At 43.8% G+C, this 13,266-nt stretch carries 12 protein-coding genes and 2 pseudogenes; 7 read left to right on the top strand and 7 right to left on the bottom strand.

The features are described from left to right. Positions 1-150: 150 nt before the first annotated feature. Both AK966_RS11240 and AK966_RS11235 read left to right on the top strand, forming a co-directional pair. On the top strand, positions 151-1,008 hold the full coding sequence (locus AK966_RS11240) for an ABC transporter ATP-binding protein (RefSeq protein ID WP_119464161.1): 858 nt from the start codon (positions 151-153) through the stop codon (positions 1,006-1,008). Next, the gene (locus AK966_RS11235) at positions 1,008-1,838 is read left to right on the top strand and encodes a hypothetical protein (protein ID WP_099078511.1); all 831 of its coding nucleotides are present in this window, start codon (positions 1,008-1,010) and stop codon (positions 1,836-1,838) included. The genes AK966_RS11240 and AK966_RS11235 overlap by 1 nt, the downstream gene beginning before the upstream one ends. A gap of 83 nt (positions 1,839-1,921) precedes the next feature. On the opposite strand, the gene gltS is transcribed toward AK966_RS11235, so the two are convergent. Further along, entirely contained in the window at positions 1,922-3,148 is a 1,227-nt protein-coding gene (gene gltS, locus AK966_RS11230) for a sodium/glutamate symporter (protein ID WP_099078441.1), read from the bottom strand. Between the two features lie 592 nt (positions 3,149-3,740). Then, the gene (locus AK966_RS20155) at positions 3,741-3,929 is read right to left on the bottom strand and encodes a hypothetical protein (RefSeq protein ID WP_253252658.1); all 189 of its coding nucleotides are present in this window, start codon (positions 3,927-3,929) and stop codon (positions 3,741-3,743) included. 74 nt (positions 3,930-4,003) lie between these two features. Between AK966_RS20155 and AK966_RS11220 the strand changes: the two genes are divergently transcribed. Continuing rightward, entirely contained in the window at positions 4,004-4,393 is a 390-nt protein-coding gene (locus AK966_RS11220) for a thiol-disulfide oxidoreductase DCC family protein (protein WP_119464199.1), read from the top strand. Positions 4,394-4,513: 120 nt separating this feature from the next. Beyond that, complete coding sequence (locus AK966_RS11215; protein ID WP_099078442.1) at positions 4,514-5,008, top strand: peptidylprolyl isomerase; 495 nt, start codon at positions 4,514-4,516, stop codon at positions 5,006-5,008. 143 nt (positions 5,009-5,151) lie between these two features. Here AK966_RS11215 and AK966_RS11210 read toward each other — a convergent pair. After that, positions 5,152-5,515 (bottom strand): annotated as a pseudogene (locus tag AK966_RS11210) (LytR/AlgR family response regulator transcription factor); the annotation flags it as partial. On the opposite strand from AK966_RS11210, the pseudogene AK966_RS11205 reads away from it, so the two are divergent. Continuing rightward, positions 5,447-6,101, top strand: a pseudogene (locus AK966_RS11205) (DUF2955 domain-containing protein). The pseudogenes AK966_RS11210 and AK966_RS11205 overlap by 69 nt on opposite strands. A gap of 300 nt (positions 6,102-6,401) precedes the next feature. Further along, positions 6,402-7,484 carry a rod shape-determining protein RodA gene (rodA, locus tag AK966_RS11200; protein WP_099078443.1) on the top strand — a complete coding sequence of 361 codons (1,083 nt, stop codon included), beginning with the start codon at positions 6,402-6,404 and terminating at the stop codon, positions 7,482-7,484. 83 nt (positions 7,485-7,567) lie between these two features. Here rodA and AK966_RS11195 read toward each other — a convergent pair whose 3' ends face one another. From AK966_RS11195 to AK966_RS11185, 3 genes are all read right to left on the bottom strand, one after another. Continuing rightward, a complete protein-coding gene (locus AK966_RS11195; RefSeq protein WP_099078444.1) occupies positions 7,568-8,284 on the bottom strand; it encodes a YebC/PmpR family DNA-binding transcriptional regulator in 717 nt (238 codons plus the stop codon). A 135-nt stretch (positions 8,285-8,419) separates the two neighbouring features. After that, entirely contained in the window at positions 8,420-8,629 is a 210-nt protein-coding gene (locus tag AK966_RS11190; protein ID WP_099078445.1) for a DUF3283 family protein, read from the bottom strand. Between the two features lie 296 nt (positions 8,630-8,925). Beyond that, the gene (locus AK966_RS11185; RefSeq protein ID WP_119464160.1) at positions 8,926-9,123 is read right to left on the bottom strand and encodes a hypothetical protein; all 198 of its coding nucleotides are present in this window, start codon (positions 9,121-9,123) and stop codon (positions 8,926-8,928) included. 522 nt (positions 9,124-9,645) lie between these two features. Here AK966_RS11185 and AK966_RS11180 point away from each other — a divergent pair. Continuing rightward, entirely contained in the window at positions 9,646-10,113 is a 468-nt protein-coding gene (locus AK966_RS11180) for a transcriptional regulator (RefSeq protein ID WP_099078447.1), read from the top strand. Between the two features lie 372 nt (positions 10,114-10,485). Here the strand turns inward: AK966_RS11180 and AK966_RS11175 are convergent, their stop codons facing one another. Next, the gene (locus tag AK966_RS11175; protein ID WP_099078448.1) at positions 10,486-12,456 is read right to left on the bottom strand and encodes a replication initiator protein RctB domain-containing protein; all 1,971 of its coding nucleotides are present in this window, start codon (positions 12,454-12,456) and stop codon (positions 10,486-10,488) included. Positions 12,457-13,266 lie beyond the last annotated feature (810 nt).

Below are 13,266 nucleotides of genomic sequence, written 5' to 3'. Positions count from 1 at the left end.
ATGATCACGTCAGACAAAAAACTAAAGTGCCTTTAGGACGTAAAAGCTATGATCTACTTGTAGATAATAAACGAGTAGAGTAGAAACAGGGCCTGACGTACTCGTCACTCAACAAATTCATCCAACCACTCAACTATTTAAAGGTCTCTAATGAGTGCACTAGTCAGTGTAAAACATGTTTCCAAGCAATATCGGCAGCAAGGTGAAACGCTGCAAGATGTCAGTTTTGAATTGCGAGCAGGCCAGGTACTAGGGCTTCTTGGTCACAATGGTGCTGGTAAATCGACCTTAATCAATGCCCTGCTGGGAGCGCTCGAATATCAAGGTACCATTCGAATCAACGGGTATGAGCCTATTATGCAGCGCGATAAGGTAATGCAAAACTTATCGTACATATCAGATGTCAGTGTATTGCCAGATTGGATGACGGTCGCACAACTGTTCAGCTATACCGAAGGTGTCCACTCAGGTTTCAATCGCCATAAAGCCGATGCGCTTTTACGTGAAACCAATATCAAGTCACGGACTCGTATTAAAGCGCTGTCGAAAGGTATGAAGGTACAACTGCATCTCGCGTTAGTGATTGCCACCAACACACAAATTCTCATTCTGGATGAACCTACCCTGGGTTTGGACTTAGTCTATCGTGATACGTTTTATCGCCACTTATCGGAATGGATCCAAGGTGGCGAGCGCATATTGATCATCACCAGTCATGAAGTATCGGAGATTGAGCATCTGCTAACAGACGTGCTGATACTTAAGCAAGGACGTACGATTCTACAATCGTCGATGAATACGATAAGTGAAGATTACCTCATTGTGGAAGCGCGCGATGAACACCGCGCACAAATTGAAGCGATGCAGCCACTCTCTTCACAAAAATGCCTCGGTGCCACCAAATGGCTGTTATCTTCAAAGTATGCCGAACAAGCGGAAAGACTTGGCGAAGTTCGTGACGTTAAGTTAGCGGATCTATTTTTAGCCTTACAGAAGGAAGTATCATGATGCGCTCTACTGTCGCCATGTTACGCAAAGAGTGGTTAGAGAACCCTCTCGTCTGGCGTGTACCTCTGTTTATGTTTGTCTGCAGCCTATTACTGTTTGTTGGCGTCATGAACAACACTCCCCTGCAGCACAACCTCGTTTTTCAAATGAGCTTTAGTGGTGACGCAGATGAGTTCAGCATAGCCCTCGGCGATGACATTAACCGACTCATCGCGGGCGTGGTGGGTCTGATATCCATTCTGCTTGGCACTCAATACTTCCCGAGAACCCTACATAAAGAGCGTTCAGAGGGCAGCATCATGTTCTGGCGTAGCATGCCAGTCAGCGATATTAAAACTCATCTAGTGAAGCTAACGTTTGGTTTACTGGTGATCCCGTTAGTCTGTTCCACCTTGGTCTTTACCGCTGATTTCATGCTGTGGTTATTGAAGTTCTCCACTGAGCACCAGTTAACATCACTATTCCATCAAGCATCGTTGAGTGATGTGTGGTTGAATTGGGTTGAATTTCTTCTGCGTATGACGCTGGCTGGCATTCTGCTGTTACCGTTTGCATTAACCGCAATGGCCATTTCTCAGAAAGTAAACTCGCCACTAGTGATCATGCTCATCGCAATTTACACCTTACGTTGGATGCCCATTGCTCTATTTGGTTACCATGGCTTAGATCAGTTCTTCTCTGAAATGTTCTATCTCCCTTTGTACGCGATTATTGCGCCGCATCCATTGGCGACCATCCAAGAGGCGGGATGGACGAATATCGGCATTTATGCTTTTTTGGGTATGTTAGCTTGGACCGCCAACCTCAAGTTTAGCCGAACCGTTCGGTGATTTAACCTAAGCTGGGGATAATCTAAAAAATAAAAAAACGGCCACAACTTGTGTTGTAGCCGTTTTTTTAGGTTGGTCTCAGTCTACCCAAGGAATGAAATATAACCCTGTAGAATGATTAAGTTGACGATGTCGATAAAGAACGCTCCAACAATCGGCACCACCATAAACGCCTGTGGTGAAGGACCGAAGCGGTTAACGATAGAGCCCATATTCATGACCGCCGTTGGCGTCGCACCCAAACCAAAACCACAATGACCACCAGCGATCACCGCTGCGTCATAGTTGCTGCCCATCACCTTGAAGGTGACGTAGTAAGTGAAGATTGCCAGAATCACCGACTGTATGCCAAGAATCACCAAGAATGGGATCGCCAAGTCAAAGATGTTCCACAGTTTTAGACTCATCAATGCCATCGCTAGGAACAAAGACAGCGATACCGTACCTAACATATCAACGGTTTCTGCATCCAGACTACGAATCTTGGTGACTTCCAAGAAGTTTGTAATGATCACACCAATGAATAACGCATACACGAAATCAGGGATCATCAACCATTGGATCTCGAATGTGCTCACCCACTGCTCTACGTACTTAGCGCCAGTGACACAAATCAATAGGAAGAACAATTTCTCGACCACTTTTTTAGCGGTAACTTTATCTTCTTCGTACTCGTTGTACGTCACCAATTCTGGAAATTTCTCGTGAGTCTTAGAGCCGCGACCATATTCCGATTCAAGATTATTTTTTTCTACAAGACGCTGTGCCACCGGACTACCGATGATACCGCCCATGATCAAACCAAAGGTAGCCGATGCCATGGCGATTTCCAACACATTATGAAGTCCATACACATCTTGGAAAGTCTGTGACCACGCCGCCCCTGTACCGTGACCACCCGATAGCGTAATCGAACCCGCGATCAGCCCCATCAGAGGATCCAACCCCAGTGCCGCAGCCAATGACACACCGACACCGTTTTGAATAATAACGTAGAACGAGGCAACGGCTAAGAAAATGAAAACCTTCGCGCCACCTTTCATTAACTGAGTGTAATTTGCTGCCAAACCGACCGTCGAGAAGAACATCAGCATGAATGTATTTTGTAACGGCAAGTCGAACTGTAAGTCGATACCGTTGAAATGAAGAGCAGTAATGATACAGGCAACAAGCAAGCCACCTACAATCGGCTCAGGTATGTTGAACTTCTTTAAGATCGGTAGCTTGGCATTAATGAAATGCCCTAGGAAAAGCACACTGATTGCAACCAAAAAGGACTCCAGTGCGCCCACAGATATTAAATGATTCATATCGCCTCTTATTATTGTTCTCTTCATCCTCCGTAATGATTGAGTGTTAGTTTAACCTTAGTTCAATAGCAAATTTTCTCGCTATATTTCTACGAAAATACTCAAAAGGTTGTGTTAATGCGCCTTAGGCTAGTTCCAGGGACGGTCGTTAAGCGATGTTCTGATTTACGCGCTATCCGCAAGCCCTAAAATGTAAAAGGAGCCTATTCAGCTCCTTCTATGCCCTTAGCATCGACAAAAATGATGGTACGTCGCGATGGGTATCGTGTTGTGAGTATGTCCGAGTGACACTTTTCTGAACCGCTATCGGGCTCCCTGACTTAAACAGAAAGTGATCATAATGACTATTGAGCAACGTTTCTTCCCGTCATAACGAATAGAGTGCCTAACATGGCGCTCTAGCATCTGGGTTTGCTTGTTCCCATCGTAGTACTCTGACTCATGGTGATTAAAACGAGCCAAATCCAGGGAAATCATCAAGCTTGCAACAAGTGTTATCATTACAACGGAGCGAGATTATAACATATCGCTGAAAATTTTCCTCATTTCAGTGATATTCGCCACTTTCATAGTTTGCTCTAGCAATGATCAACTACCCAATATCATTGCTACAGATAAAAACGCGAAGCGACTCAAACTTGGCTTCATCCCAAGTGTAGATTTGTGGGAGGAACCGTTTATCAATGGTACCTTGCTCGATGAAATTGACAGGGGTTACTGGCGCAATAGCAAAGAACTCTTCCAATTCAATGATGGCAACATCCGCGATAATTGGCCGCATTACTTGCAAGACAATGAACTAAAAGAAAAATAATCGCGTAAAAAAGAAAAGAACAACCAACGATGAGCTCAACCATGACCAAACTGACTGTATTTTACGATGGCACTTGTCCCTTATGCGCCAAAGAGATGAAAGCGCTAAAACAACGCGATGCCAAGCAGCAAATCAAAACCGTCGACATCTACAGTGAAACGTTCGCCGATTATCCGCAAATCGATCCCGAGCAAGCCAACAACATCTTGCATGCTCTCAACGAGAAAGGTGAACTGTTGTTTGGGCTGGATGTCACCTATCGCGCATGGCAATTGGTTGGTCAGGGTTGGTTATATGCCCCGCTACGTTGGCGAATTTTCAAACCTGCTGCAGACTGGCTTTACCTCAAGTTCGCCAATAACCGCTACCGAGTCTCATATTGGTTAACGGGCACCTCTCGTTGTAGCAATGGTGTTTGTTCTCGCAAATGATCGACATAACTTCGAAACCGTAAAAGACAGCGACGCCAAAACGTTGCTGTTTTTATTTCTGCTATCCTCAAACGACTTAGTTATAATGCCGCCAACTTAGCACCCATAAGGGCAAAAAAGATGATTATCATGACCACCAATTTCGGTGACATCGAGATTGAACTGAATCTAGAACGAGCGCCAGTTAGCTCAAAGAACTTCAAAAAATACTGTGAAGATGGCTTCTACGACGGCACCATTTTCCATCGCGTTATCGACGGCTTCATGATCCAAGGCGGCGGTCACACTGAAGATATGGCAGAAAAGCCAACGCGTGCGCCAATCGCGAATGAAGCAAACCGTGGTCTAAAGAACCTTGTTGGCACCATCGCAATGGCACGTACTGACGCACCGCACTCTGCAACGGCACAGTTCTTCATTAACCTAGAAGACAATGATTTCCTAGATCACACAGCAACCACCAATCTAGGCTGGGGTTACGCGGTGTTTGGTAAAGTGACCGCGGGTATGGATGTCGTAAAACGCATCGCGAAAGTGAAAACGACCTCTAAACTTGGTCACGATGATGTGCCATGCGATCCAATCATTATTGAGAAAGTGACGATCAGCGAATAAGCACATTCGCCTCTTCGGAGACATCGTCACTATAAATCGATAAAAGCGCCTAACGTCTTATGACTTAAGCGCTTTTTGTTTTAGTTGCTGAAGCAAATGAGCTGCGAGTTTACAGTGTAAAGCGTGAGCAGCTCTAGTGATTGCATCCCTTTAAACAAACGTTGAGATGCACGACTCACAGAGAGCTTAGTTTCTCCAACGTGCACAAACATTCTTCCACTAAAGTCTTTGTTTACTTTTTACTTTTTTAATTTTATAAACTTACACCGCGCTTGAACGGTGCACTGGCCGGAACTGTTCGGGGTTAAGCCGCCCTATCAACTCTTTCAACGATGTGCTAATCAAATACTCCTGCACTTTGCCTTGTCCTTGTTGGGCATACACGAAAACGAATTTTTCTTCTGCTTTGAAGTACAACACGTCAGATGTGGCGATCAGATGAATGTCTTCCCCTTGCGTCGCTTTGATCCACTGAGGGTATTGCGGCGTTTGTGGAGCTTCGATTCTCCAGTTTATCTGACGCTGTATCCAACCATCATCATGACAAAGAACAAAGACGACTCTTGGTTTGGTCTGATTCGTACCTTGCTGCCAGCGTTACTGGCAGCGATCGCGGCGTTGGTGGTAACCGAAGTGTTTTACTGCATCCATTTGTGGTTTGGCCATTAGTCTGTACTTATTCGACTTTATGCGCTGCCGAGCAACCACCCCGGCTAAAAAAAGGCCAGATGCTAATGCCAACCTTTAACTGGATCCTGATTGTGGTATTTGCTCAGCACATCACCATGGTGACTTTGTTCCCTGTTGAACGTGAAGGCAAGCCACCAGTATTTAAGGAAGAACCAGTCACGTTTGAAAGCCGAGCGATCTCATTGGCGTTGATTGGTCTTGGTGAGGCGTTCTTGATGATTGTGGACATCATCTCTGCAACGTTCTGTTTGGTGCCATGCTGCCTATTCAGATTGATATGACGAGTAGTGACCTTGGTTTAGAAAGTACCTTCCTGCGTGCTTGGGAGCTTTCTGTAACGCTGTTCATCTTGTATGCCTTACATCACCTCACACATAAACCTGTATTCAGCTCCACAAAATAATCCCCCAAGCCAAGAGTGCAGCGTTGTACTCTTGGTAATCCTCCTCTCTCTTAAGCCTTAAGAGAATAAAATACACATCCTTGTTATAAAAAGTGTGGCGAAAAACGTCAGGCTGGTGTATTTATCCGTCCACGACTTTCCTAGTCAGCTTATCCAAACAGACGGTGCCGCCCCCTCCCCTTTACACACCTTTGCGTCGTGTCTGTTACTTCCGAATTGGATTCTTAGCATTGGATTAGTTTGAACTCGCAGAGTTCTGTTATTTTCGCCTCGCACATGGGCGTTATTAGGTTATAGAAAATGAACAAGCGTTTCTTTCCTAGGATTGATTTGCCATTATTACTGGCGATCATTCCGCTCATGCTTCTCAGTTCACTCACTCTCTGGAGTGCCAGTGGTTTTAGCGAAGCAATGCTCTTTAAACATCTTGCACGTTGCGCACTCACACTCATGTGTATTTTAGTAATGTCATCGATTCCAGCGAGCACTTACCAGCGTTCTGCCCCGTATCTATACCTTGTGGCGGTGGCTTTATTGCTCGCCGTTGCGTTGTTTGGTGACAGCACCAATGGCTCTCAGCGCTGGCTTGATATCGGATTCTTCCGTTTCCAACCTTCAGAGCTGATCAAACTGTCCATCCCCATCATGATCGCGTGGATGCTACACATTGAAGGCGGGCGACCCGATGTTCGCAAAATCGCTCTGTGCTTATTGATCACCTTGATTCCTTCGGGCTTGATAGCCCTGCAACCCGACTTAGATGGTGCGATATTCACAGTAATCTATGCGCTGTTTGTTTTGTTCTTCGCAGGGATGAGCTGGAAGATCATTGGTGGCTTTGTAGTCACTATTCTGACTCTAGTACCTATTCTGTGGTTCTTTGTCATGGAGTCTTATCAAAAAAGCCGTGTTACTCAGTTCTTAAATCCAGAATCCGATCCCCTTGGTTCGGGCTACCAAATCATTCAGTCACTGATTGCGATTGGTTCTGGCGGACTGAAAGGCAAAGGCTGGATGAACGCCACCCAAGGCACATTAGGCTTTATTCCAGAAAGCCATACTGACTTCATTTTTTCAACCTATGCAGAAGAATGGGGCTTTATTGGCTGTACGGTGTTGTTAGCACTGTACTTGTTCATTACCGCGCGGGTGATGCTGCTGGCGTGCCAATCTGAGCACTTCTTTGGTCGCCTTGTGAGTGGCGCACTGGCGATGAGCTTCTTCCTGTACGCATTCATCAATACAGGCATGGTCAGCGGCTTACTACCGGTAATGGGTAGCCCACTGCCATTCTTCAGTTATGGTGGTACCGCCATGTTGACTCAAGGTATCTGTTTTGGCGTGATCATGTCGCTGTGTTACTCCAAATACCGCAACACCTAAACGCGAGTCACAACAGAGAAGACAAGTAACACGATCAAAAAAGGCTTCCCGAGGGAAGCCTTTTTTACAACTGGAGAATCAAATTATAGTTCGCCGTTGTGGTATACCTGTTGAACGTCGTCACAGTCATCTAGAAGGTCTAGGAACTTCTGGAATTTCTCAGCGTCTTCACCCGCCACTGGCGTATGAGTTTGAGGAACGAATGTAATTTCTTCAACATCGATCGTTAGATCTGGGAATGCCGCATTAAGTGCAGTTTTCGTTTTGAAGAACTCAGTGTGCGGTGCAAATACCGTGATCACGCCGTCTTCTAGTTCAACGTCTGTTACATCCACATCTTCCATCATTAGCGTTTCTAGGATGATTTCATCATCTTCGCCTTTGAACTGGAACACTGCTTGGTGGTCGAACATGTGAGAAACTGAACCTTCAACCCCAATTTTCGCACCTGTCTTAACAAAACATTGGCGAACGTCTTGGAAAGTACGGTTACCGTTGTCTGTTAGACAGTCAACAATCACACTTGTGCCACCAGGGCCAAAACCTTCGTAACGTGCAGGTGCGTAATCTTCACCGCCACCGCCGTTCGCTTTATCGATCGCTTTTTCGATAACGTGTGCAGGTACTTGGTCTTTTTTCGCTTTAGTGATCAGGTGCTTCAGAGCCAAGTTCATGTCTGGATCACCGCCACCGTTTTTCGCGCACATGTAAATTTCTTTACCGTATTTGGAATAAACTTTAATTTTTGCGCCTGCAGTTTTCGCCATAGAGGCTTTGCGCACTTCAAAACTTCTTCCCATCGGGATGTCTCTCTAAATTTAATTTTAATGCGAAGGATTTTAGCAAAAAGCGAAACTGTTTCCATTTCGCCCTGCAAAGGAATGGGGAGGCAACCTCATTCGCCGCTGTGGTTCACACCAGAGCCACGATCCGCTTTACGCGACACCCATTACTCGTTTGTACTTCTCGACTGACTGTTGAAAAAATGCTTTTTCATCAGCGTCGTAAATCTTAGACAACTGTTCTTCTATCGCCTCAGGGCCAGATTTGGCCTCTCTGAGCTTCCAAACCAGAAACGATGCTTGTTTATCAAGTTCGATTCTGTTCTTCTCGTCAGGCGGTAATAGGGAAAGGTTGAACGACATTTACAGCCTCAAGGTACTTTAAATACTAGTCGAGTACTATAACACACGGACTTAACTTTGCAGAAGTGAAACACACTTATATTGATCAAATTCCAGTCGCTTTCTTCTTGATGGGGAGATTTATTGGTGTTTGTAGGTGAATTTATCCAGTTTAGCGTTCACGCATCATTGCGAAAATCGGACTTGTCTCCCCCTTGCAGCATGAGCGTATTCCCACATGAATCGAGGGAGACGTCAGAAAATGAAAAGGGCAGTCCTATGACTACCCCATGGTTCTAAATACCCCTGTGTAAGAGTTAGTGGATCAGACCAAGTTCCCTTGCTTCTTCAATGCTCAACCCGCTTTCACGGATCTCACGTAGCGCTTCAATGCGTCTTCTCGCTTCAGCTGACTTCACTATTTTCTCTGGCTTCACATTGGTTTCTTCTTCCGGTAATTCCCATTTGTGAGCGATGTGGGTCATCTCGTCATGGTCGATAGAATTAATGGACATATTTCCTCCGAACACACCATGTTTTCGATGAGTAATCTATAGCAAACCCAAAATGCGGAGGTAAGCAAAATTGTGGGGAAATGTGACCACTCCCGACCTTTCATCAAGTCGTTAATAAATTCATCATTTAACTTTTGCCAAAAGCATTCTTAACGATTAAATTTGAAAGATTCCCCTATCAAAAGTGAGCCGATCTAGCTCTCATTTTGCTTATTATCAACAGCAAACAATGCCTTTTACAGCTGCTCACGTTCAACGCTTCTTGCCATTCTCTCACTCACATCAGTTAACCTTCCTAACAAGCTTACGCTTACCTACACGACAAACAGTAACTGAACTCACTTACTCATCAGTCAACTAAGCCAAACTCTACTTAGCGTCCACCGTCATAGCACTCATGCCAATGTTTCATAGCCCATTTGGAAACTTTGCTCAAAATGAGCCAAACTCTTTTAAAGACTCGCCTAAAAGCGGATCACATTGGATAAACCACTCGGTAAAACAAACGACTGAGGTAACACAATGGAATTGAAAAGCTGGCAAGATCTCATTTCAAGTTGGTACGAAAATAGGAAGCATGATCAAGTTGAAAGATTAGAAACGATCTTATCTCAAGCACCGGAGTCTGTATTTGGGCCAGATCTTACCGATCAACAGAGCAAAGCAATCGCATGTTGGTTAGATGGTTATCTCCGAGTGTTTCAACACGCTCGATATCAAGACCAGCAAAAAGCTTATCAAAGCCTGCTGTATGCGAGCGCTAAACTTGAACAAACCGCTTGCCAATCAATGACTGATCTACATATTAAAGATTGGTGCTTAAAGCGTTTGCAACACTTAACTGTATTAGCGCTAGAGTTTTGCAATCAACAAAATGATCAAACTAAGTGGCAGCAACATGCTAATAAGATGATCGAGTCACATGTGGCTTTGATGCGTGCAATGAACTGGAATGAAGCTTGGAAAAATGATCTAAGATTACGTCATTAGCCCGGAAAAATGATCAAGATAAAATATAACCTCGTAATACTGGCTTGATCGGCAATGATTTGGTTTGTCAACGTGGTGAAAATTTGTTGCTCTCGTGGCTCTAAGTGCCAAAATTCAGATAAAAAAAAGCGAGTTTCTTGAGGAGAAACTCGCGAAGTCTATTCAGAATGAATGTAACAATATGAGCCAATCTATCTAATCATCAGAAAGGACAAAAAGGTTGTCTATTCGGGATAAATATTAATCCGAGCCCCAACCCATAATGTCATTGATTTGTTAGAGTTAAGTCTGATTTCCATCAGTGCAATTCATTGTTACATTCTGAATCAATTCGTCACGTTTATTACTCAATAAACATCCAAAAAATTCATATTAAATGGCCATCTCATCAAGTGCTCTTAATACCATCTCGTCCATATGACCATCAAAAATCTGGCGACATACTTTCCGTCGAACGGCTAACCCTGCAATCAAACGTTCTATGGTCAAATGTTTCACGTCGTTTTGATTGTTAAACAGCTCTACCGTTTTACTCAATGTTTCGTATGGTAGTGGCTCTTCTCCAACTCTTAACCAATCAAGCTTCTCAATGAACTCAGAACACTCTTCTTTGATCGAGGCATAGGAATGCCCTGTCATTGCTGATAAAGCCATTACGCTGCGTTCTAGAGCCTCTGGAGAGGTGTATTTAGAGAGAGTAATCGTGATCTCATCAGCGTTGATCTCTACTAAATGTTTTTTCTGCTTCACACGACGACCCAAATTACCGCGTGGAGATGGTGCTTTGCGCTGAATAGGCTCAAATTCACCATCAATGATACCTGAGAGTTCTTCTAGTTGTTGTCTCGTTACCATCTCATTACGAAGTGGGTTTGGTAACGTAGGGGCCATGTTACGTTTACCAGCGTTCGTCGTGCGCGCGCGGGAGTAACGAAGTACCTCTTCGACATCACATTTGATGTCAATTTGGTAATCCACCACTTTTCCGTTCTCGATCATCGTTTCAATTGTGAGGTGGTAACCCCACAAATTCACCACAAAAAGATCTTCTGTCCCTTTACCATCGGACAAGCGTTTTAGTTCACGGATCAGATCCATTGAAAAACGACGCCATTCGATATTGCGCGCTAATTTCTGATTTAGCTCGCTCAGCAGCATACAATCCGTATGTCTGCGCACCATACGACTACGGAAAAATGAGTACATCTGGAACACTAAAGTATGCTGTTTCAGAATTTCAGGCGGGAACAAGAAGAAATAATCACGAGTCAGTAACTCTTCGTAAAACGATGGCTCCCAAACCAAGATATACAAATTTGGTTTAATACGTATCTCACCATCACTGCCTTCAACGGGGGCTTCTTCTGATGCTGTAATGGTTCGTGCGATAAAACGGAAACGATCACTTTTAAAGCCTTCTGGCATATTTTCACTTAGCCAGCGACCGGTAAGTTCATGCAATTGAAAATCGGTAAATTCAATACGATCAATACTGTCACGAATTGAATCACGCGCAGGTCCACTGTCTTTCTTGCCGCGGAGGGACAAAATATCGGTGATATATAACGGCGTTTTATTGGGGACGTGTGCAGCATCCATGTGGTACTGATCTTTATGATGATCATGATACTGCACTGTTAACGTGAACAGCGCAAATAGGGTCATTAGATCGTCAACCGTCATGATGTTTTTCGATGATCGAGTTTCAATCACCGCTTTGGTGCCAGAGATCGACACCATAGATTTCTGGTAGCTTTTGCGAGTGCGAGGAGGTGCGAGAGCTTGATCAATGATCCCTGCCCAATTGGTTGGTGAAACGATAAATTGATCGGCTTCATCCTTCATCATTGGGGGGGTATTTAAACCATGTTCATTCAACAATCGTTTATTGACTTGTGTTTGTGCTAACGCTTTAGAGCGCTTTTGCTTCTCGTTTTGCCGAACTTTTTCTGTCACTAAGCTGGTGGCTCCTAGGACTGAGATAAGCTGATTCGGATTCACAAACTTATGTAACATCGTTTTGCCAGCCAAACCTTCCTCAAAACGAACTGGCGTTTGCGTAAACAACCCAATATTAACAGCTGCTCGCAAACGTTGCTGAAGTGCCGCACGAGTCAATTGACCGTCTGTTGCTTCGACAATTTCAGTGGTAGACACTAATCCATCTTTGCTACTGAAGCCTCGAAGTGAAATCAGATTAAGCAACTCTAGGATACTTTTAGTTACCCCTTTGAAATATTGGTATTGCTCAACCCAATCTGTCGAAGATTCGTGAATTTCAAAAAGGTGCCCATCCTTATGGCTTCTAGGCGCTTTAATCAGAACTTTTTCATCAGAGCTCATTTTAGATCCAGATCTCACTAGCCGTAGTTTTGCTATGTTTCCGAAGGATAAAGAAAAATAGATCATAAATAAAGAAAAATTCTTTGTTTTTAATTAACTGATCTTTTTGATTAATCTGATCTTAATTGATTATATGATCTAATGATCTGGACGGATTTGTGTGTGCAATTCCTTGTTTATATACGATATTTTTTTATTAGCTTCGGAACTATGATCATACGCTTATCGAAACCATGATCAACACAATAAGGAAAGCATGATCATAAACTCTCGTAAGCATGATCATTGGAACTCTGAAAAGATGATCAAAATAGGTTCGAAACGATGATCATGACATTTATACAACTTATCCACAGAACTCCGTCATTGATTGGAATGAACCTACCCCGTTGCGTTGTGTGTAAGCGTGTTTTATACCTGGAACGATGATCAAGAGAATGCTATTTCATCTTTCGTTTGAACGAATCGAGTGGAAATTATCCAATTGTTGAAAAGTTTGCCGTTTTTCAGTTCTTTCATTGTTGATAACGCATTATGAGCAAATGAACGGAAGCATGATCATGATAGTTGTATTGCACATCATTGAGATCGCTTTTTCCATCGTTCCGTGTTTTCTCTCTTCATTATCTCTTTAGCCCCCGGTCTATCTGCATTCGACCGTAAGTTATCTTATAAATATCATGCTTCCGGCGTGTAAATTCACTTGATCATTTTTCCGAGAAATTGATCTCAACGAAATATAGCGTCTGGATGTAGGTTGGATGGTATGTCCCTTGATCATGCTTTCTTAATTAACCTAACTATCGGAAG

It is taken from the genome of Vibrio sp. PID23_8 (assembly GCF_003584965.1).
Classification (GTDB): domain Bacteria; phylum Pseudomonadota; class Gammaproteobacteria; order Enterobacterales; family Vibrionaceae; genus Vibrio.
The sequence above is the reverse complement of the archived record's forward strand: the minus strand, read 5'-3'. Positions and strand labels throughout refer to the sequence as shown.